Origin of the sequence: Lacinutrix sp. Bg11-31 (genome assembly GCF_002831665.1) — a bacterium.
In the GTDB taxonomy this organism is placed as follows: Bacteria; Bacteroidota; Bacteroidia; order Flavobacteriales; family Flavobacteriaceae; genus Lacinutrix.
Genome location: NZ_CP025118.1, coordinates 3,169,269 through 3,191,141 on the forward strand (window position 1 = coordinate 3,169,269; position 21,873 = coordinate 3,191,141).

General features: G+C 33.8%; 13 protein-coding genes. 9 read left to right on the top strand and 4 right to left on the bottom strand.

All coding sequences use genetic code 11. The annotated features are described in order from the left end of the window. Window positions 1–13: 13 nt before the first annotated feature. From CW733_RS14235 to CW733_RS14275, 9 genes are all read left to right on the top strand, one after another. The gene (locus CW733_RS14235) at window positions 14–2,272 is read left to right on the top strand and encodes an FUSC family membrane protein (protein ID WP_100997842.1); all 2,259 of its coding nucleotides are present in this window, start codon (window positions 14–16) and stop codon (window positions 2,270–2,272) included. 144 nt (window positions 2,273–2,416) lie between these two features. Next, the gene (locus CW733_RS14240; protein WP_100997844.1) at window positions 2,417–3,085 is read left to right on the top strand and encodes a carboxypeptidase-like regulatory domain-containing protein; all 669 of its coding nucleotides are present in this window, start codon (window positions 2,417–2,419) and stop codon (window positions 3,083–3,085) included. An 11-nt stretch (window positions 3,086–3,096) separates the two neighbouring features. After that, window positions 3,097–4,104 carry a transglutaminase domain-containing protein gene (locus tag CW733_RS14245; RefSeq protein WP_100997846.1) on the top strand — a complete coding sequence of 336 codons (1,008 nt, stop codon included), beginning with the start codon at window positions 3,097–3,099 and terminating at the stop codon, window positions 4,102–4,104. A gap of 35 nt (window positions 4,105–4,139) precedes the next feature. Then, window positions 4,140–5,375, top strand: coding sequence for a DEAD/DEAH box helicase (locus CW733_RS14250; RefSeq protein ID WP_100997848.1), 1,236 nt, complete (start codon window positions 4,140–4,142; stop codon window positions 5,373–5,375). Between the two features lie 52 nt (window positions 5,376–5,427). Next, window positions 5,428–7,218, top strand: a complete 1,791-nt coding sequence (locus tag CW733_RS14255) for a DUF885 family protein (protein ID WP_100997849.1) — start codon at window positions 5,428–5,430, stop codon at window positions 7,216–7,218. A gap of 47 nt (window positions 7,219–7,265) precedes the next feature. Beyond that, window positions 7,266–8,243, top strand: a complete 978-nt coding sequence (locus CW733_RS14260; RefSeq protein ID WP_232730367.1) for a carboxypeptidase-like regulatory domain-containing protein — start codon at window positions 7,266–7,268, stop codon at window positions 8,241–8,243. Between the two features lie 96 nt (window positions 8,244–8,339). Beyond that, entirely contained in the window at window positions 8,340–10,559 is a 2,220-nt protein-coding gene (locus CW733_RS14265) for a bifunctional (p)ppGpp synthetase/guanosine-3',5'-bis(diphosphate) 3'-pyrophosphohydrolase (RefSeq protein WP_100997851.1), read from the top strand. A 96-nt stretch (window positions 10,560–10,655) separates the two neighbouring features. Beyond that, window positions 10,656–11,114 (top strand): Fur family transcriptional regulator, encoded by a 459-nt coding sequence (locus CW733_RS14270; RefSeq protein ID WP_100997853.1) that lies wholly within the window; start codon window positions 10,656–10,658, stop codon window positions 11,112–11,114. A gap of 15 nt (window positions 11,115–11,129) precedes the next feature. Beyond that, window positions 11,130–12,404, top strand: a complete 1,275-nt coding sequence (locus CW733_RS14275) for an adenylosuccinate synthase (protein ID WP_100997854.1) — start codon at window positions 11,130–11,132, stop codon at window positions 12,402–12,404. 189 nt (window positions 12,405–12,593) lie between these two features. On the opposite strand, the gene CW733_RS14280 is transcribed toward CW733_RS14275, so the two are convergent. The 4 genes from CW733_RS14280 to CW733_RS14295 all read right to left on the bottom strand — a co-directional run bounded on the left by CW733_RS14280 (window position 12,594) and on the right by CW733_RS14295 (window position 21,778). Beyond that, complete coding sequence (locus CW733_RS14280) at window positions 12,594–13,388, bottom strand: T9SS type A sorting domain-containing protein (RefSeq protein ID WP_157811589.1); 795 nt, start codon at window positions 13,386–13,388, stop codon at window positions 12,594–12,596. Window positions 13,389–13,419: 31 nt separating this feature from the next. Further along, on the bottom strand, window positions 13,420–14,445 hold the full coding sequence (locus CW733_RS14285; RefSeq protein WP_100997856.1) for a hemagglutinin protein: 1,026 nt from the start codon (window positions 14,443–14,445) through the stop codon (window positions 13,420–13,422). Between the two features lie 120 nt (window positions 14,446–14,565). Next, window positions 14,566–21,069 (bottom strand): hypothetical protein, encoded by a 6,504-nt coding sequence (locus tag CW733_RS14290; protein ID WP_100997857.1) that lies wholly within the window; start codon window positions 21,067–21,069, stop codon window positions 14,566–14,568. Beyond that, the gene (locus tag CW733_RS14295; protein WP_157811590.1) at window positions 21,062–21,778 is read right to left on the bottom strand and encodes a hypothetical protein; all 717 of its coding nucleotides are present in this window, start codon (window positions 21,776–21,778) and stop codon (window positions 21,062–21,064) included. Before CW733_RS14295 ends, CW733_RS14290 begins: the two co-directional genes overlap by 8 nt. Window positions 21,779–21,873 lie beyond the last annotated feature (95 nt).

Consider the following 21,873-nt stretch of genomic DNA (forward strand, 5'->3'; position numbering starts at 1 on the left):
ATAAGGCGTAATAATGCAAAAAAAGTTAAAAAATCATTTAAAAAATATTGAATTATTCCTTAAAGGCTCTAGCTTTTACAGAGGAGTTGTGCTGACTATTGCTGCTGTTTTACCACTAGTAATTTTTAGCGCTATAGACTTGTTTCAATTTGCTCCAGCTATTGCAGTTGGTGCTTTTTTAAATGCACCAAGTGATGTGCCAGGAAGTTTAAAACGTAAAATTAATGGCATACTAATTAGTATTGTGCTTACTATGTTGGTTACGTTTATAATATTTATAACCAAGCCTGTTTTTGTTTTGCTACTTATTGCTATTACTGTTTTAAGCTTTGCTATAAGTTTAATTTCGGTTTATGGATTTAGAGCATCTTTAATTTCATTTTCGGGTTTATTATCAATTGTATTAGCATTGGCTATAGAAAAACCAGATTTAAAATCGATTACCGTACATGTTGGTTTAATGGGAGTTGGAGGTTTATGGTATTTGCTGTTCTCATTATTTTCTAAATGGGTTTTTCCTAAAAAAGATGATGACCAATTACTTTCAGACACATTAGCATTGACTGGAAAGTATTTAAAAATAAGAGCGAAACTATTAACCAAGCCTAAAAAAAGAGATAAGTTTTCTGGAAAAGCACTTGTTATACAAACACAAATTAGCGAAAAACACGAAACACTAAGAGAACTACTTTTAGAAGGCAGAAAACGTTCTGGTCGTTCATATTCTAACGAGAGGCGTTTACTAATATTTATTTCATCAATAGATATTTTAGAATTGGCCTTAGCAAATACTTTAGACTATTCTAAAATAGATTCGTTAATTGGTATCCATAAAACGCATTTAAATGCTTTTAAAAAAATGAATAAAGAGATGGGAAATCATCTCATTATTTTATCAGAATTATTAATAAAAAAAGGAGAGCTTCCCAACATAGATTCACTTAATAAAGCGTTTGAAAATACAGGTAATGCCATTCAGAATTATGTAAACGAAGTCACATTGCCAAAAGCGCGAAAAGGTGCGATTACACTTAGAAACCTCCAAGATTACCAAAAGCAATTATTACAAGAAGTAAAAGCTATAAGACGTGTTTTAAGCAACGTAAAAAACAATACAAGAGCATCGCTAAAAGCACAAGACACAAAACAATTTTTAACTTCTCAAGATTATAGATTTAACATAGTATTGCAGCATTTTAGTTTAAAATCGCCAATGCTTAGACATGCATTAAGGCTAACTATTGCTATTCTTTTTGGCTTTCTTTTAGGGAGTCTATTAGATATTAAAAATGCATATTGGATTATGTTAACCATTGTTGTTATTATGCGTCCAAATTATGGATTAACAAAAGAACGCTCTAAAAACAGAATTATAGGCACTATAATAGGAGCTGTAATTGCAACAGGCATTATTTTAATTACCAAAAACACTAATGTTTACATGGTGTTGGCTGTTGTTTCTTTAACTTTTGCATTTTCGTTAATACAACAAAGCTATAAAGCTGGAGCTGCTTTTATAACACTAAATATTGTATTTGTTTATGCTTTAATAGATCCTAATGCATTTTTGGTTGTTCAATATCGTGTTATAGATACAGTTATTGGAGCAATAATAGCTGTATTGGCAAACTACTTATTATTCCCAAGTTGGGAATATAAAAACTTAGATTTGGTTATAGAAAATGTAATTTTATCTAATGCTAATTACTTAAACGCGACCAAAAATTTATATCATGATAAAGAGGAAAATAGCTTAGCTTATAAAGTTTCAAGAAAACAGGCTTTTCTAGCCATGAGTAATTTAAATGCAGCATTTCAGCGTTTAACACAAGACCCAAAATCTAAGCAAAAAGAATCTGGTTTAATTTACGAAATGGTAACCTTAAACCATACTATACTCTCTGCAATAGCTTCTATTGGAAGTTATACTATCAATCATAAAACATCATTAGCTTCGGAAGAGTTTAATACTATAATAGAAGGCATTACTTCTACATTAAAACAATCGGCTTCAAAATTAGACTGCAATAAAATCGCAGATTCTTCCGAAGAAAAAAACATACATGAAGCACATAAAAAGCTTCAAAATAGATACACTCATTTATCACAAAAACGAGATTTAGCTATACAAGCTGGGCAAATAGAGATTGACGATAAAACACTATTAAACCTACAAGAAGCACATTTAATTAGCAATCAATTATTATGGCTAAAATCGCTATCTACTAATTTAACTAATGTTACATTAAAGTATAAATCTGTTTTTAATTAAACAGATAATAAATACACTATAGTTTCTTAAACTCATTAAAAACACCATTTCACTCATTGAAACGTGTAGTTCGCTAATTCTTCATTTTAAAATTCTAAGTAGATGTATAAGTTTGAAGTATATTAACATATAAAAACTATTACCATGAAAAATCAAATCAGTTTAAACATTAAAACGCCTTGTCAAGAAAACTTTAATAAATTTACTCCAACTCCAGAAGGTGGCTTTTGTGGCTCTTGTGAAAAGGAAGTTATCGACTTTACTAAAAAGAGTCCTCAGGACATTACGGCATTCTTCACTTTAAATAAAGAAAAAAATACTTGTGGAATTTTTAAAGAAAATCAGTTTAATAACTTCAATGCTGTGCCTTTACAAAGAAAAAAATATGGAATACTTAGTGGTGTTGGCTTAGCATGTTTGGCGTTGTTTTCTATGTCTACAATGCATGCTCAAGACACAAAAACACAATCGAATACTACAGAGGTTTCAACTTCTATAGCTCAAGAAGGCTTTATTGTAAAAGGAAATGTGTCAGACGATTTCGAACCTATTCCTGGTGTTAATGTTGTCTTAGAAAATACAGAGTTTGGTACTGTAACAGATATGGATGGTAATTTTGAATTTCCAGAAAAATTAAAAAAAGGAGATGTTCTTGTGTTTAGTTATGTTGGATTAGAATCTAAAAAACTAACTATTGAAAACAGAGATTCAGCATCAAACATTCCATTAGCTATAAACATGAAGCTAGACGCTATTACAATCATGGGAAAAATTGCAGTTAAAGGTGTTTATAAATCTAATAAAAGTAAATAGACTCAAACGTTATGAAAAACACGCTACTTTTAGTTTTCGTATTTATCTTCAATACTGCTAATGCACAGATTTCAGATTTTAAAACTGTAAATTTTACTATTGCAGATAATGTTGCGAAGCTAAACAAAGGAGCTAGTTTAGAAAACCTTCCAGTATTGGCTTATAAACTTACTCACAAATTACCAACTCAGGTCGAGAAGTTTAGAGCCATTTACTCTTGGGTGTGCAATAATATTGAAGGCGACCATTATCAACATGCTAAAGTTAGCCGAAAGCACAAAAAGTTTAAAAACGATAGTATTGGTTTTGCTAAGTGGAATAACGAATACAAAAAAACCGCGTTTAAGACTTTAGTAAATAAGAAAAAAACCATGTGTACTGGTTACGCATATTTAATAAAAGAGCTTTGCTTTTTTGCTAGTATAGATTGTGAAATAGTAGATGGTTATGGACGTTCTATAGTTTCGAATATCGAAAAACTGGACAAGCCTAATCATTCTTGGAATGCTGTAAAATTAAATAACAAATGGTATTTATGCGATGCAACATGGTCTAGTGGTTATACTTCTGCCGAAAATATTTTTATAAACGAATACAATGAAGGTTACTTTTTAGTAGAACCAATATTATTTGCAAAAAACCATTATCCATTAAATAAAAAATGGTTGTTAAATAAGGTGTTAATGGAGTCCAATTTTATTGCTTCTCCATTGGTTTATGGCGAAACATTTAAGCATAGTATTATTCCTATTAGTCCAAGTATGATGGCTATTTCGATACAAAAAGAAGACCGAATAACTTTTAGTTTCAAAACATTAAAAAAGAGTACTACAGATAAAGTTTCTTTGGTTCAATTTATAGGAAATAACGAACATGCTTTTAAGATTTCTGATCTTAAAATAGAAAACGGAATAACAGCATTCAAGTACCAATTTAACAAAAAAGGCTTTTACGATGTGCACTTAAAAATTAATAATGATATTGTTGCGACTTACACTATTGAGGTGACTAAAAGTTAAATTATAAAACTACCTTTGCAGCAAACATTTTTCACATGTCATTTAAAGACCTAAAACTAAACAGACCATTACTTCGTGCCATTGCAGAGAAAGGCTACGATAACCCAACACTTATTCAAGAGCGTACGATTCCGTTGGTTTTAGATAAAAAAGATGTGATTGCTTCTGCGCAAACAGGAACAGGTAAAACAGCGGCTTTCGCATTGCCTATTTTACAATTATTGTACGATAAACAAGAATCTGCAAAGAATCAAAAGAAAATTCGTGCGCTTATTATTAGTCCAACACGCGAATTGGCAATACAAATTCAACAAAATTTCGAAGATTACGCTACACACACCAGTTTAAAATCGGCTGTGGTTTTTGGAGGTGCATCTATAGATCCACAAAAAGACATACTAAGAAAAGGTGTCGATATTTTAATTGCAACACCTGGTCGTTTACTCGATTTACATAAGCAAGATACTGTAAACCTTGATTACGTTGAAACATTAGTTTTAGATGAGGCAGATTTAATGCTCGACATGGGTTTTATAGACGATGTTAATAAAATTGAACGCTTATGTCCTAAAGAAAAACAGACGCTTCTATTTTCTGCAACTATACCTTACAAGGTTGAGCAACTAGCAGAAACTATTTTAAATAATCCTTATCGTATAGAAGTATCACAGAATTCTTCAACTTCTAAAAATGTAAATCAAGCGTTGTATTACGTGCCAAAACAAGAGAAAATCGAGTTGTGTTTACATTTACTTAGAAACACAATAAATGGTAGGATTATTATTTTCCGTCGTACAAAATATGGTGTCGATAAATTAGAGCAAACACTACTTAAAAATAATTATAAAGTAGATAGTATTCATGGTGATAAAAGCCAAACTTTAAGACAAGAAGCTTTAAGTAATTTTAAAAAGAACAAAGTAGATATTCTAATAGCTACAGACGTTGCTGCTCGTGGTATTGATGTAGACGATGTAGATGCTGTTGTTAATTTCGATATGCCAAACGTACCAGAAACCTACGTACACAGAATTGGAAGAACTGCAAGAGCAGGAAACACAGGAACTGCTTATTCTTTTTGCTCTGCAGATGAAAAAGAATACGTAAAAAACATCCAGCAACTTATTAACTTACAGTTAGATGTTGTCGAAGAGCATCCTTATCCTTTAGATCCAAAAGCAAAACCTGCTGTGCACAAAAAACAAGGCTCTAAACATAGAAAAGGACGTAAAAGTGAGGCGTCTAAAAAGAAGAAAAAACGCTGGTATTAACCTTTATTCATTTTTAAAATCGGTATTTTAGTGTTTCAAAATTTAATTATTTATGAAACACTACATCGCTATATTTTGCATGATCACTTTATTTGCTTCATGTAAAAATGACAAAACGATAGAAATAACCACCGAAATAACTTCAGAGAAAAACACAGCTTTTAGCAGTATGCTAGATAATTTCTATGAAGAAGGTTTAAAATTGAATCCATTAAATGCGACTTCTGCTGGTGATAATAGATATAATCATCTATTACCAAACACACTTTCTGATGCGTTTTCAGCTAAAGAAAAAGCCTATTATCAAAATTTTAAAACCAAGGCAGCATCTTATAGTAACAATCAATTAAACACTACGCAGCAACTAAGTCGTGATATCTTAATTTGGGATTGCGACATTAATTTAGAGCGTTTCGATTTTCGTGAAGATTTAACACCAATCAATCAAATGTGGACAAAGCAATTAACCATTGGCCAGTTGGCAAGTGGTAAAAGTTCGCAACCATTTAAAACAGTCGGAGATTACAAAAATTGGTTACAACGTGTGGATCAATATCTGGAATGGGTAGCTTCTGCCGAGCTAAAAATGAAAGAAGGTGTCGATGCTAAACACGTTTTACCAAAAAGCTTAATTACTAAAGTAACACCTCAATTAAAAACAATAATTGACACTAAGTTAGAAGACCACTTATTCTATCAACCAATCCAAAGTTTACCTGAGAGTTTTTCTGCAGATGATAAGAAAACCTTAACAGAAGCGTACTCAAACATGATTGAAAAGAGAGTGAAACCAGTATATGCAAGCCTTTATAATTTTATGTCTGGCGATTATTTGCAATCTGGAAGAACAACCAGTGGTATAAACGACACACCTAACGGAAATGCATATTACAACCACCAAATCAAGCTTTACACGACTACAGAAATGACTGCAGACGCCATTCATAACCTAGGTTTAAGCGAAGTAAAACGCATCCTTTTAGAAATGGAAAAGGTGAAAACGCAAGTAGGTTATAAAGGTGATATTATTTCGTTTTTTGATTACGTTAGGAACAATAAGGAATTAATGCCTTATAAAACACCTAAAGAAATTATCGATAATTTTAATGTAATTCATGAAACCATGAAACCTCAAATTGAAAAATTGTTTGACTTAAAACCAAAAACAGCTTTTGAAGTAAGACAAACCGAAAAGTTTAGAGAAGCATCGGCAAGTGCAGAGTATAATCAAGGTTCTTTAGATGGCACAAGACCTGGTGTTTTTTACACACCAATTCCAGACGCTACAAAATACAACGTATTTAGCGACGAAGCTTTATTTTTACACGAAGCCATTCCTGGGCACCATTACCAAATTTCACTACAACAAGAAGATACAGATTTACCAAAATTTAGAAAAACATTATGGTATAGTGCTTATGGAGAGGGTTGGGCTTTGTATTGCGAGTCTCTAGGTAAAGAACTTGGACTATACACAGATCCTTATCAGTATTTTGGGATGTTGGGCATGGAAATGCATCGTGCCATTCGTCTTGTTGTCGATACTGGAATACATACTAAAGGATGGACGCGAGAACAAGCCATTAAGTATTCGTTAGAAAACGAAGCAGAAAATGAAGCGAGTATTATTTCAGAAATCGAGCGTTATATGGCTAATCCTGGTCAAGCTTTATCTTATAAAATTGGCCAATTAAAAATTAGAGAATTACGTGCAAAAGCAGAGAAAACTTTAGGTAGCAAATTTAGTATAGCACAATTCCATAATCAAGTATTAGAATCTGGTTGTGTACCATTGGCATTATTAGAAACTAAGATTGATAATTGGATTGAAGCGTCTAAATAAGAGGTTTGTAATGTCTCTTAAAATGAATTAAAAAAACATACTACACATTGAAAAAGTTATTATATATACCCTGTTTTATTTTTGCATCATTTTTTTCTGAAGCACAAAACACAACTATAGTTTCTGAAACTGAAGAACCTGTTTCGTATGCAACTATTTCATTTGGCAATGGTAATGGCTTATTTGCAGATGATGCTGGGCAGTTTTATTTTACAAAAAAGCTATATAAGGATATCGATTCTTTATTTATTTCCGCGATTGGCTTTAACGATTTAAAAGTAGCAACTCAAGATTTATCTGCTATAATTAAAATGAAGTCAAGCATAAACACACTTGATGAAGTTTTTTTAAGCAAACCAAGAGGGAAGTTTAAAATTGAAAAAATAAAACCTACCGTTCACGAAGATTATTACAAATGTTGGTTGCCAACAATAGAAAGTGAAATTGCTGTATATTTTCCTAACAACTCAACTAAAACACAACGTTTATCTAGTTTACAAGTGCCTATAAAAGTAGAAGCTAAAGATTGGGATAAACGCAAAAGAAAGACCTCTAAAAAAAGACCATTCTCAACAGTGTTTAAAGTCAATTTTTACGAGAACAACAATGGCTTACCAGGTCATGTTTTAACTTACGAGAATGTCGTTTTTATTGCAAACGAAAAAAACGAAAAAATTTTAGAAGTCAATGTAACCGAATATGATATTTACATGCCTAAAAATGGGATATTTGTTTCGCTTCAAGTATTAGGTTATACAGATGCAAAAGGAAAACTACTACCAAATAAAAAATACCAAGAAATTAAAACAAAACGTGGTATTGTAAAAGTACCCACTACGTTTAGACCACTCTTACCTTTTACAGATGAGATTGCAGAAAAAAGAACGTTTGTAAGACGTATTTTTCTTAATGGTGGGCAATGGACGCTTTTCGATAAACAGAATGTCGAAAAATCTAACTTACTAAAAGCAGGCTTAAACAATTACGGATTAGGCTTAAATCTAGAAGTTTACAAAGAAGATTAATTCAAATTACAGCTTTTCTAATAGCCATTATTTCTTCATTTAAAAAATGAAAAAAAAGGGCTTGTCCATTCATATTTAATTCTTACTTTTATTTATATGACTGAAGTAGAAATCGAAAAAGAAAATGCTGCAATTGCAAAAGCCTATAAAGACCTATTAAAGGTTAGTTATACGTCGTTAACTGATGACGATAAAAAACTAATTCGTAAAGCCTTTGAGGTTGCTGTAGATGCACATAAAACACAGCGTAGAAAAAGTGGTGAAGCTTATATATTTCATCCTATTGCTGTAGCGTGCATTGTGGCTTCAGAAATAGGAATGGATGCAACTTCTATTGCTGCTGCTCTACTTCATGATGTTGTTGAAGATAGTGATGATTACACAGTAAAGGACATTGAAGAATTATTTGGTAAAACCGTTGCAAGAATTGTTGATGGTTTAACAAAAATTTCATCTTTAAGTAAGGAGAAAGACATGGACGTGTCGCTTCAAGCAGAGAATTTTAGAAAAATGCTGCTCACGCTTAATGATGATGTACGTGTGATTATTATTAAAATTGCCGATAGACTCCACAACATGCAAACCATGGATTCTATGCGTCCAGATAAGCAGGAGAAAATTGCAAGCGAAACACTATATATTTATGCGCCTTTAGCACATAGAATTGGACTCTATAATATTAAAACAGAACTAGAAGATTTAAGTTTAAAATATACAGAGCCAGAGATTTATAACGAAATTTTACATAAAACAAAAGAAAGTAAGCAAGAGCAAGACGCTTACATTCAGGAGTTTAATAGCGTTATAAAAACATCTTTAGATAAAGAAAAATTAAATTATGAAATAAAAGGACGTCCAAAATCTATTTTTTCTATTAAACGAAAAATGGAAAAACAAGGCGTTTCTTATGATGAGGTATACGATAAATTTGCTGTTAGAATTATTTACAGATCTGATAAGGAAAACGAAAAATTTCTAGCTTGGAAAATATATTCAGTAGTAACAGATCACTTTAGACCAAATCCAACGCGATTACGAGATTGGATATCTTCGCCTAAATCTACAGGTTACGAAGCTCTCCATATTACAGTAATGGGACCTAAAGGACGTTGGGTAGAAGTACAAATTAGAAGTGAGCGCATGAACGAGATTGCCGAAAAAGGCTATGCTGCGCACTATAAGTACAAAAACAACGACGATAAAGAAGATAATTTAGATATGTGGATTAATAGGCTTCAAGAAGCGCTAGAAAACCACTCTACAAATGCTGTTGATTTTGTAGAGCAATTTAAACTTAATCTTTATTCTAAAGAAATATTTGTTTTTACTCCTAAAGGAGATTTAAAATCGTTGCCAAAAGGCGCAACTCCTTTAGATTTCGCGTTTAGTATTCATACAGAAGTTGGTATGAAAACACGAGGAGCCAAAGTAAATGGTAAGCTTGTGCCTTTAAGCCATGAACTTAATAGTGGAGATCAAGTAGATATTTTAACAAGTGAGAATATAAAGCCTAACCCTAATTGGCTGGATTATGCTACAACCTCTCGCGCACGAGGTAAAATAAAATCGTTATTACGTGAAGATGAAAAGATTGTTGCCGAAGATGGTAAAGAGATTTTACGCAGAAAACTAAAGCAACTTAAAATTACGCTCGATGAAAAATCGGTTAACGAAATGGTTAGCCACTTCAAGCTTAAAACAAGTTTAGACTTATTTTATCGTGTTGGAATTGGAACCATTAGTAACCCAATGCTTAAAGATTATGCTGCTTCTCGAAGTAATGCTTTGGTTAGTTTTATTAAGAATAAAATGAATCGAAAAAATTCGATTTCAAAAGAAGATCTCGAAAAAGACGAAATTACAAGCAGCTACGACATGCTTGTTTTTGGTAAAGAGGAGGAAACCTTAGATTATAAACTAGCAACTTGTTGCAATCCCATTCCTGGTGATCCTGTTTTTGGTTTTCTTACTATTAATGAAGGCATTAAAGTGCATAAGAAAAATTGTCCAAATGCGTTAAGTATGCAATCTAATTATGCATATAGAATTATGCTTGCCAAATGGATAGACTCTTCTAAACAAGAATACTATGCAAATATTAACCTTTCTGGAATAGATAACTTAGGGCTAGTAAATGATATTACTAAAATTATTTCAGAAAATATGCATGTAAACATGACGAGTATTAGTTTTCAAAGTAATCATGGTGTTTTCTCTGGGAAAATTAATGTGAGTGTTAAAAACAAAACTTTACTTAAAAAATTAATGGATAACTTGAAGAAAATTAATGGTATCGAGAAGGTATCAAGAGCATAAAATCATCCTTGTTAATAACTGCTTGATAACACGTTATTCTATCTCTTAAAATTGTAGAATTACCCCAAAAAAATATGTAAATTTGTTTCTTAAATTATGAGCACAAATACAGATACTAAAAATCAAGAGATTGTAAAAAATGTTTTTACAGTTTTTTTAGAAGGTAATGGTCACAGAAAAACACCTGAACGTTACGCTATACTTCAAGAGATTTACAATAACAAAGAACATTTTGATATTGAATCTTTGTATTTAAAAATGAAGAATAAAAAGTATCGTGTAAGTCGTGCTACGCTTTATAATACCATAGAATTACTTTTAGACTGTGGTTTGGTTCGTAAACACCAATTTGGAAAAAACCAAGCACATTACGAAAAATCGTATTTCGATAAGCAACACGATCATGTTATTTTAACAGATACAGGTGAAGTTATTGAGTTTTGCGATCCAAGAATACAATCCATAAAAAAAACAATAGAAGAGGTTTTTGATATCACAATCACTAACCACTCGCTCTATCTTTATGGTACAAAAAATAAAACAGAAGACAACTAAAAAAAACTTACTATAATGGCAGTAGATTTACTACTAGGTTTACAATGGGGAGACGAAGGCAAAGGTAAAATTGTTGATGTATTAACCAAGAATTACAACATTATCGCACGCTTTCAAGGTGGCCCAAATGCAGGGCATACTCTTAAATTTGATGGTATAAAACATGTGCTTAGAACGATTCCTTCTGGAATTTTTCATAAAGAGTCTATGAATATTATTGGAAATGGCGTTGTTGTCGATCCTGTAGTTTTTATAAAAGAATTAGAAGGTTTAGATCAATTTGATATTGATTATAAAGCAAAACTAATTGTTTCGCGTAAAGCGCATTTAATTTTACCAACACATCGTTTATTAGATGCTGCAAGTGAAGCTTCTAAAGGAAAAGCTAAAATTGGTTCTACTTTAAAAGGTATTGGTCCAACTTACATGGATAAAACGGGTAGAAACGGTATTCGCGTTGGGGATTTAGAAATGCCAGATTGGAAAGAAAAATACAGAGCTTTAGCGAATAAGCATGAAGCAATGATTGCTTTCTACAATGTAGATGTGCAATATGATTTAGAAGAAATGGAAGTTGAATTTTTCGAGTCTGTAGAAAGATTAAGAGAATTACAATTTATAGATAGTGAAGCTTATTTACACCAAGCGCTAAAAGATGGCAAAACGATACTAGCAGAAGGTGCTCAAGGCTCTCTTTTAGATATTGACTTTGGAACGTATCCATTTGTTACATCTTCTAATACAACAGCTGCTGGAGCTTGTACAGGGTTAGGTATTGCACCAAACCAAATAAAAGAAGTCTTTGGTATTTTTAAAGCTTACACTACACGTGTTGGTTCTGGACCTTTTCCTACTGAGTTATTTGATGCAGATGGTGAAGAAATGGCAAGAGTAGGTCAAGAATTTGGAGCTGTAACAGGTAGAGCAAGACGTTGTGGTTGGCTAGATTTAGTAGCCTTAAAATACACATGTCGTGTTAATGGTGTTACACAATTAATGATGATGAAAAGTGATGTGCTTTCTGGTTTTAAAACCCTAAAAGTAGCAACCGCTTATAAATATAAAGGTGAAACTATCGAACACTTACCGTTTAATATCGAGCCAGAAAACGTAGAACCAGTTTATACCGAATTTAGTGGTTGGAGTGAAGACTTAACAGGAATGAACGCCTACGCGCAACTACCTAAAGCATTAAACGAGTATATAGAGTTTCTTGAAAAAGAATTAGAAATTCCTATTACAATTGTTTCTGTTGGTCCAGATAGAAAGCAAACTATTTTTAGAGATTAATTAATTTCTAAAAAATAACACATAAAACCTATCAACTTTTAATTAAGAGGATAGGTTTTTTTATGCAAAATCATTACGGATTTCAACTTGTTTTTTTGAATAGAAAGCGACACAATAAGACACAAAAAAAACCATTCAAAGTAATTTGAATGGTTTTAAAATTTCAATTTAATAGTAATCTATAAAAGCTTATTTCTGCTTAATAAATTTAATTGTTTTACTTGCGTTTTCTGTATATAGGTTAAGAAAGTAAACTCCAGCTTCTAACTCACTAACGTTAATAGTTTCTAAGTTGTTTGCAGCAGTTATAACTTTTTGTCCTGCAATATTATAGACCTCAATACTTTTTAAGTCGTTCTTTAAACCTTTAATATTAACAACGTCCATTGCTGGGTTAGGAAATATTGAAACACCAACTAATTCTGCAGTTGGAGCACTTAAAGTAGTTGCATCATAAGCAAACATAACATCTCCTGTTTGGCCAATATAACCATTTGAAGATCCATCGGCAAGATTACCACTTGTAGTTGCTATAAAAAAGCTTTTAAAAATATCTTGTGATGCAGTTGTTAATGCACCATTTTCTAAAAGAGAAACAGCTCCAGTATCAGGTGGGCCAAGAACATCAAAAGTAGCTAAGACTATAGGTGTTCCTATTGTATGGGCAACCAAAGTAATATCTTGTACAAGATTAAATACAGTTGCATCATTTCCAGGTCCTGGCGCAGGTGCTCCATCTAAGTTTGTATAAACACCTGTAGTATAGGTTCCTATTCCAGAAACATTTGCTACTGTAGCACCATCTGGTAACATAATAGTGAAATTATGGTCATTCACAATTGGATGTGGTGCAGTAGAATTAAAATCTGGCACTACGGCTACAGAGAATTCAGCTACGTCATTTTGAATTAATGTAAATTCATAAGATTGAGCCTGTATGCTTAAACTTAATACTAGCGTTAATAAGAGTAATATTCTTTTCATTGTTTTATTATTTAATATTTGTTGTTTGTCTTTAGTTAGCTCCACCTGGTAATTGTTGTATAAAAACGTATGTAGCTGCTGGTGGTCCTCCAAATACTGAATTTGAAGAATTATTAAATATGTTATTTCTTATATTTGGAACATCACTGTTTGCTCCAGAATACACTGTTAAACCTTCCATATTAACATCTGTACCAAAATAACCTATAGATTGATAGGTAGCTGCTGGTGGTCCTCCAAATACAGAATTATTTGGATCATTAAACACATGACTACGTATTGACGGTATGTCTGAGAATGTTCCAGAGTAATTTAATCTTCCATCTCCATTAGTATCTCCAGCCCATAGTGCTACAACACCACTTGGCATCCCAAATGTTGTTTGTGCATTTGTACCAAAAGTAACTTGATTGTTTGCATCTGTAAAATCTACGGTTAACAATGTGCTAGACAAAGCTACTGTGTTTGCTGTCATGATACCTAAGTGGTTTCTATGCTTTACAACTACATAATAGTTTTTAGCAGCGACATTAAATTCTAAATCTGAAATACCATCTACGCTTACTATATCTCCATCTCTTTGTAATAACGCAGATTGGTTAGCGATTACATTAATATTATCGTTCTCATCGCGAAGCTCTACAAAAATCCAATCTACAATATCGTCTGTGTCTAAACCTGTTCCAGAAGTTCCACCTGTATTAAATACAGAAGGTACACATGTTAAAGTATCACTATATGGTGATGTTGTTGGTAAAAAACCTGCACGTAAATCGTCACGCATTAAACCATTGGTACTGTTTAATAAAGCACCTTGTAAAAAAGCAATTGTATTAACCTTTATACCTAATACAATATTTGGTTGGTGAAAACCTTGGTTTAAAGTTGTTGTACCATTTGTAATAGAAGTTACAGCCAGTTCTCCAACAGTAAAATCTAAAGACACTGTGCCATTAGATAGCGTTTCTCCAGAGACTCCTATAACTTGTCTTTCTATACTTTGTGCTTGAGAAAAACAAAAGAATAAACAGAATATTACTTTTAATGTTGTTTTCATTTCTTTTTATTTTTTTAATAATTGCCTCTCTTAAAAGAGAGGCAATTGTGTGATTAAAATTTAATGCTAAAGACATTATTTAAATACATCTGTAACTATTAAATATAAGACCAAATAACATTAGTGTGATACTACAATCCATTTAGCAATAGCAGAATGATAAATTATTTTAATAGAATCACCTGAATTTAATATAGTAGTTGGAGTTGAAGCACCTGTAACAATAATTGGTCCAGATACAGTACAAGTAGTTCCAGTATTATTCGATATAATTAATACTCGACCTTGAGCAGGCATTGCAGGTAAAGTTACAGTTACTGAAGCTGAGAGTACACTCATAATATAATCAGTAGCCGTGACATTATAATTTCCACCAACATTTAATATAGTTAAGCCTTTATACTGTGCTCCAGTTCCAGATGCTGCTGCTGGTGCTGCCCATGTTGCATTACCTGACGCATCAGAAGTTAATACTTTACCTGCTCCTTGCGTACCATCTACTATTTTTACTGTTCCTGCTACATCTAAAACTGCCGTTGGTGAAGTATCGCCAATTCCAATTCCTAATTTTTCTTGAATCAACACAACATTATTTTGAAGATTTATGTTGGAACCATTAAATTCAATAAGCTCAACTCCTGCGGTGTTAAAAAATTCAACACGCCCAGTACCATCATTTGTAATTATTTTTGTTGATTTTAAATGTAAATCACCAGTCATGTTTACATTACCTGTAAAAGTAGGGTTTGCTAATGGTGCTTTCTCTGCTTCTAACTCAGCAATTGCAGCATTTACATTTATAGCAGCAATATTTCCTGTTGCAGTTGAAACCACTTCCGCAGCTGTTTGGTCATCGGTTCCTGTTGCAGAATCTGCCCAACTTGCTATTCCATCTGCATCTGAAGTTAATACTTTACCAAGGCTTTGATTTCCATCTTTATATTGAAAACTTCCAACAATGTCTAAATCTGCTGAAGGAAATTGAGTTCCTATTCCAATAGGAACTGTAGAATATATTTTATCGTTTAAAGCAACAAGCTTATCAGCATTATTAACCCTTAATCTCAAAAAAGTAGCTGCTGATAATCGAGTGTCATTATTCCCAATAAACTTCAAATTATTTAGTGATGGATTTAAACTATTAACTAAACTGGTTGCTGTAACATTACCTGTAAATGTAGGACTAGCTGAGTTAGCTTTTAATCCTAAAGCAGTACTCGTTGCAGTTGAAACTGGTTTGTCTGCATCTGAAGTATTATCAACATTTGCTAATCCAACCATTGTTTTAGTTACACCTGTAACAGTTCCTGTAAATGCAGGGCTTGCTAATGGTGCTTTTAATCCTAAAGCCGTACTCGTTGCAGTTGATACTGGTTTGTTAGCATCTGAAGTATTATCAACATTTGCTAATCCAACCATTGTTTTAGTTACACCTGTAACCGTTCCTGTAAAAGTAGGGCTTGCTAATGGTGCTTTTAATCCTAAAGCCGTACTCGTTGCAGTTGATACTGGTTTGTTAGCATCTGAAGTATTATCAACATTTGCTAATCCAACCATTGCTTTAGTTACACCTGTAACAGTTCCTGTAAATGCAGGACTTGCTAATGGTGCTTTTAATCCTAAAGCCGTACTCGTAGCAGTTGATACTGGTTTGTTAGCATCTGAAGTATTATCAACATTTGCTAATCCAACCATTGCTTTAGTTACACCTGTAACAGTTCCTGTAAATGCAGGGCTTGCTAATGGTGCTTTTAATCCTAAAGCCGTACTCGTAGCAGTTGAAACTGGTTTGTTAGCATCTGAAGTATTATCAACATTTGCTAATCCAACCATTGTTTTAGTTACACCTGTAACAGTTCCTGTAAATGCAGGGCTTGCTAATGGTGCTTTTTCAGCTTCTAATTCTGCAATGGCTGCATCTACATTCGTAGCTGCAATATTTCCAGTTACTGTTGAAACCACTTCTGAAGCTGCTTGATCTGCAGTTGCACTTGTTTCAATACCATTTAACTTCGTTCTTTCAGTATCTGTAATAACTAAACCACTACCTGCATTTGTAATAGAGTTTGCAGCTGAAGCAACAAATACTGGATCAATTTCTGTTTGTATTGCACTATCAGCTGAATCCAAACTTGTATTTACACTTGGAGACAGTTTAGCTTCAGTAACTGCGCTGTTTTTAATATCTTGAGTTTCTATTGCTCCATTTGTAATTTCAGATGTTGTTATTGAGTCTGGTGCTAAATCATCTGCCGTAATAGTACTGTTTAAAATAGCATTAGTTGTAACAGCATTATTTGCAATATCACTAGAAGTAATAGTAGCATCTTTAATATCAATACTTTCAACAGAACCCTCAGCTAATTCCGATGTTGTAATTGCATCTGGTGCAATGTCTTGTGCTATAATAGAATCGTCTACAATAGTTCCAGCAACACCTCCTGATACTGAACTTGCAGCCATCATTGTGCTAGTAACTTGTCCAGCTCCAATAGTAGAAACTCCAGAAGCGAATGTTACATCTCCTGTTGTTGCATCTAATTTTGTTGAAACTCTTGCGTCTGTATAATAAAGGTTTGTTGCTTCTGCAACATCATCTGTATCTAAATTATCCACATTTGTTTGAACAGCATCGATATTAGTCTGTAATGTTGCATCTGCTGCATCACTAGCTGTTTCGTTTCCGTCTACATCAGTTTGTACAGCATCGATATTAGTTTGTAATGTTGCATCTGCTGCATCACTAGCTGTTTCGTTTCCGTCTACATCAGTTTGTACAGCATCAATATTAGTCTGTAATGTTACATTTGCTGCATCACTATCAGTTTCGTTTCCGTCTACATCAGTTTGTACAGCATCAATATTAGTTTGTAATGTTACATCTGCTGCATCACTAGCTGTTTCGTTTCCGTCTACATCAGTTTGTACAGCATCAATATTAGTCTGTAATGTTACATTTGCTGCATCACTATCAGTTTCGTTTCCGTCTACATCAGTTTGTACAGCATCAATATTAGTCTGTAATGTCACATTTGCTGCATCACTATCAGTTTCGTTTCCGTCTACATCAGTTTGTACAGCATCGATATTAGTTTGTAATGTTGCATCTGCTGCATCACTAGCTGTTTCGTTTCCGTCTACATCAGTTTGTACAGCATCGATATTAGTCTGTAATGTTACATCTGCTGCATCACTATCAGTTTCGTTTCCGTCTACATCAGTTTGTACAGCATCGATATTTGTCTGTAATGTTACATCTGCTGCATCACTATCAGTTTCGTTTCCGTCTACATCAGTTTGTACAGCATCGATATTAGTTTGTAATGTTGTATCTGCTGCATCACTAGCTGTTTCGTTTCCGTCTACATCAGTTTGTACAGCATCGATATTAGTTTGTAATGTTGCATCTGCTGCATCACTATCAGTTTCGTTTCCGTCTACATCAGTTTGTACAGCATCGATATTAGTTTGTAATGTTGCATCTGCTGCATCACTATCAGTTTCGTTTCCGTCTACATCTGCTTGAATTGCTGCATCTGCTGCATCACTAGCTGTTTCGTTTCCGTCTACATCAGTTTGTACAGCATCGATATTAGTTTGTAATGTTGCATCTGCTGCATCACTATTAGTTTCGTTTCCGTCTACATCAGTTTGTACAGCATCGATATTAGTTTGTAATGTTGCATCTGCTGCATCACTATCAGTTTCGTTTCCGTCTACATCAGTTTGTACAGCATCGATATTAGTTTGTAATGTTGCATCTGCTGCATCACTATCAGTTTCGTTTCCGTCTACATCAGTTTGTACAGCATCGATATTAGTTTGTAATGTTGCATCTGCTGCATCACTATCAGTTTCGTTTCCGTCTACATCAGTTTGTACAGCATCGATATTAGTTTGTAATGTTACATCTGCTGCATCACTATCAGTTTCGTTTCCGTCTACATCAGTTTGTACAGCATCGATATTAGTTTGTAATGTTACATCTGCTGCATCACTATCAGTTTCGTTTCCATCTACATCTGCTTGAATTGCTGCATCTGCTGCATCACTATCAGTTTCGTTTCCGTCTACATCAGTTTGTACAGCATCGATATTAGTTTGTAATGTTGCATCTGCTGCATCACTATCAGTTTCGTTTCCATCTACATCTGCTTGAATTGCTGCATCTGCTGCATCACTATCAGTTTCGTTTCCGTCTACATCAGTTTGTACAGCATCGATATTAGTTTGTAATGTTGCATCTGCTGCATCACTATCAGTTTCGTTTCCGTCTACATCAGTTTGTACAGCATCGATATTAGTTTGTAATGTTGCATCTGCTGCATCACTATCAGTCTCGTTTCCGTCTACATCAGTTTGTACAGCATCGATATTAGTTTGTAATGTTGCATCTGCTGCATCACTATCAGTTTCGTTTCCGTCTACATCAGTTTGTACAGCATCGATATTAGTTTGTAATGTTGCATCTGCTGCATCACTATCAGTTTCGTTTCCGTCTACATCAGTTTGTACAGCATCGATATTAGTTTGTAATGTTACATCTGCTGCATCACTATCAGTTTCGTTTCCATCTACATCTGCTTGAATTGCTGCATCTGCTGCATCACTATCTGCTGCATTTTGATCAACATCTGCTTGAACACCAGAAATAGCAGTTACCACTTCAGTGTTAGTAGCTAATCCTACAGTTCCTGCTAAAGCATCGTTATTGCTAAGTGTAATATCTGCAAGATTTAAATCTTCGTTATGTACTTGACCATTAGCAATAATAGAGCTATTTACTGCTCCAGAAGCCATTTTAGGAGTAGAAACTGCTCCATCTTGTAATTCACCAACACCTACTGATTGGTCTTGTAATTCATCTTGACCTACAGAGTTACTTGCTAAATCTTGATTTGTTAAAGAGTTTAAAGCTACCTCATCTGTTGTTACAGAATTTGCGTTTAATTGAAAATCACTACCATTTAATGTAGCGTCTCCATTCATGTTTTCTATTGCTAAAACTCTAGTGTCTAATGCTGCATCTGCTGCATCACTATCAGTTTCGTTTCCGTCTACATCAGTTTGTACAGCATCGATATTAGTCTGTAATGTTACATCTGCTGCATCACTATCAGTTTCGTTTCCGTCTACATCAGTTTGTACAGCATCGATATTAGTTTGTAATGTTGCATCTGCTGCATCACTATCAGTTTCGTTTCCGTCTACATCAGTTTGTACAGCATCGATATTAGTTTGTAATGTTGCATCTGCTGCATCACTATCAGTTTCGTTTCCGTCTACATCAGTTTGTACAGCATCGATATTAGTTTGTAATGTTGCATCTGCTGCATCACTATCAGTTTCGTTTCCGTCTACATCAGTTTGTACAGCATCAATATTAGTCTGTAATGTTACATTTGCTGCATCACTATCAGTTTCGTTTCCGTCTACATCAGTTTGTACAGCATCAATATTAGTCTGTAATGTCACATCTGCTGCATCACTATCAGTTTCGTTTCCGTCTACATCAGTTTGTACAGCATCAATATTAGTTTGTAATGTTGCATCTGCTGCATCACTATCAGTTTCGTTTCCGTCTACATCAGTTTGTACAGCATCGATATTAGTTTGTAATGTTGCATCTGCTGCATCACTATTAGTTTCGTTTCCGTCTACATCAGTTTGTACAGCATCGATATTAGTTTGTAATGTTGCATCTGCTGCATCACTATCAGTTTCGTTTCCGTCTACATCAGTTTGTACAGCATCGATATTAGTTTGTAATGTTGCATCTGCTGCATCACTATCAGTTTCGTTTCCGTCTACATCAGTTTGTACAGCATCGATATTAGTTTGTAATGTTGCATCTGCTGCATCACTATCAGTTTCGTTTCCGTCTACATCAGTTTGTACAGCATCGATATTAGTTTGTAATGTTGCATCTGCTGCATCACTATCAGTTTCGTTTCCGTCTACATCAGTTTGTACAGCATCAATATTAGTCTGTAATGTCACATCTGCTGCATCACTAGCTGTTTCGTTTCCGTCTACATCAGTTTGTACAGCATCGATATTAGTCTGTAATGTTGCATCTGCTGCATCACTATCAGTTTCGTTTCCGTCTACATCAGTTTGTACAGCATCGATATTAGTTTGTAATGTTGCATCTGCTGCATCACTATTAGTTTCGTTTCCGTCTACATCTGCTTGAATTGCTGCATCTGCTGCATCACTATCAGTTTCGTTTCCGTCTACATCAGTTTGTACAGCATCAATATTAGTTTGTAATGTTGCATCTGCTGCATCACTATTAGTTTCGTTTCCGTCTACATCAGTTTGTACAGCATCGATATTAGTTTGTAATGTTGCATCTGCTGCATCACTATCAGTTTCGTTTCCGTCTACATCAGTTTGTACAGCATCGATATTAGTTTGTAATGTTGCATCTGCTGCATCACTATCAGTTTCGTTTCCGTCTACATCAGTTTGTACAGCATCGATATTAGTTTGTAATGTTGCATCTGCTGCATCACTATCAGTCTCGTTTCCGTCTACATCAGTTTGTACAGCATCGATATTAGTTTGTAATGTTGCATCTGCTGCATCACTATCAGTTTCGTTTCCGTCTACATCAGTCACTATTAGTTTCGTTTGAATCTACGTCTGCTTGAACTCCTGCAATTGCAGCATCTGCATCTAATTCGTTTTGATCAACATCTGTTTGAACAGCATCTATGTTTGCTTGTAAATTAGAATTGTTACCAGAAATATCTGTTGTATTTTGAGCAATAGCAGCTTCCGCAGCTGTCAATCTTGCATCTAAATTCGCATTCTCTAAAGTAAGAAGCCTAGAAGCTTGATTAGCATCATTGTTATTTAAAACTGTAATGTTACCTGAATTGTTTGCAACTGTAGTTGCTAATTGAATAACATTTGTAGTACCAACTTGTTCCTCAAACTGTAAAGAAGTCATTGCAACTGGAACGACTCTTAATTGAGAAGTACCAACTACCTGATAGATAATACCACCATCTTCATCGATAGCGATTTCTAAGAAATAATCTACATTTCCCCAATTTAATGTTACTAAAGATCCAGAGACATTTGCTCCATCTCCTATTGCAAGATTAAAAACACCATTGTCATTAGTAGTTACATTAAAAGTTTCTGAGAAAACTTCTGTTCCAGCATTAGATCCTGCAAGGATTCTTACTTTGACACCTAAGTCGTCTTGAATAATTAAATCTCCACCTGCACCTCTTGCAGCTGCCTGATAGTTAAATGTTTGTGCTGTAGCAAAACTGGCCATAAAAGCAAGTGCCACAAAAAGTAAAATTCTTTTCATCATGTTTTGGTTAATGTTAGATTAGGTAATATTGTAAATTAAAATTTGCTAAAAAAATGTTAAAAATTGATATAATCTTAAATCGAGAGGGAAGTATA

Coding starts and splice junctions, on each gene's coding strand:
- CW733_RS14265 (WP_100997851.1), top strand. CDS start 8,340: ATGACTGAAGTAGAAATCGAAAAAGAAAATGCTGCAATTGCAAAAGCC.
- CW733_RS14245 (WP_100997846.1), top strand. CDS start 3,097: ATGAAAAACACGCTACTTTTAGTTTTCGTATTTATCTTCAATACTGCT.
- CW733_RS14250 (WP_100997848.1), top strand. CDS start 4,140: ATGTCATTTAAAGACCTAAAACTAAACAGACCATTACTTCGTGCCATT.
- CW733_RS14240 (WP_100997844.1), top strand. CDS start 2,417: ATGAAAAATCAAATCAGTTTAAACATTAAAACGCCTTGTCAAGAAAAC.
- CW733_RS14275 (WP_100997854.1), top strand. CDS start 11,130: ATGGCAGTAGATTTACTACTAGGTTTACAATGGGGAGACGAAGGCAAA.
- CW733_RS14270 (WP_100997853.1), top strand. CDS start 10,656: ATGAGCACAAATACAGATACTAAAAATCAAGAGATTGTAAAAAATGTT.
- CW733_RS14235 (WP_100997842.1), top strand. CDS start 14: ATGCAAAAAAAGTTAAAAAATCATTTAAAAAATATTGAATTATTCCTT.
- CW733_RS14285 (WP_100997856.1), bottom strand. CDS start 14,445: ATGAAAACAACATTAAAAGTAATATTCTGTTTATTCTTTTGTTTTTCT.
- CW733_RS14280 (WP_157811589.1), bottom strand. CDS start 13,388: ATGAAAAGAATATTACTCTTATTAACGCTAGTATTAAGTTTAAGCATA.
- CW733_RS14255 (WP_100997849.1), top strand. CDS start 5,428: ATGAAACACTACATCGCTATATTTTGCATGATCACTTTATTTGCTTCA.
- CW733_RS14295 (WP_157811590.1), bottom strand. CDS start 21,778: ATGATGAAAAGAATTTTACTTTTTGTGGCACTTGCTTTTATGGCCAGT.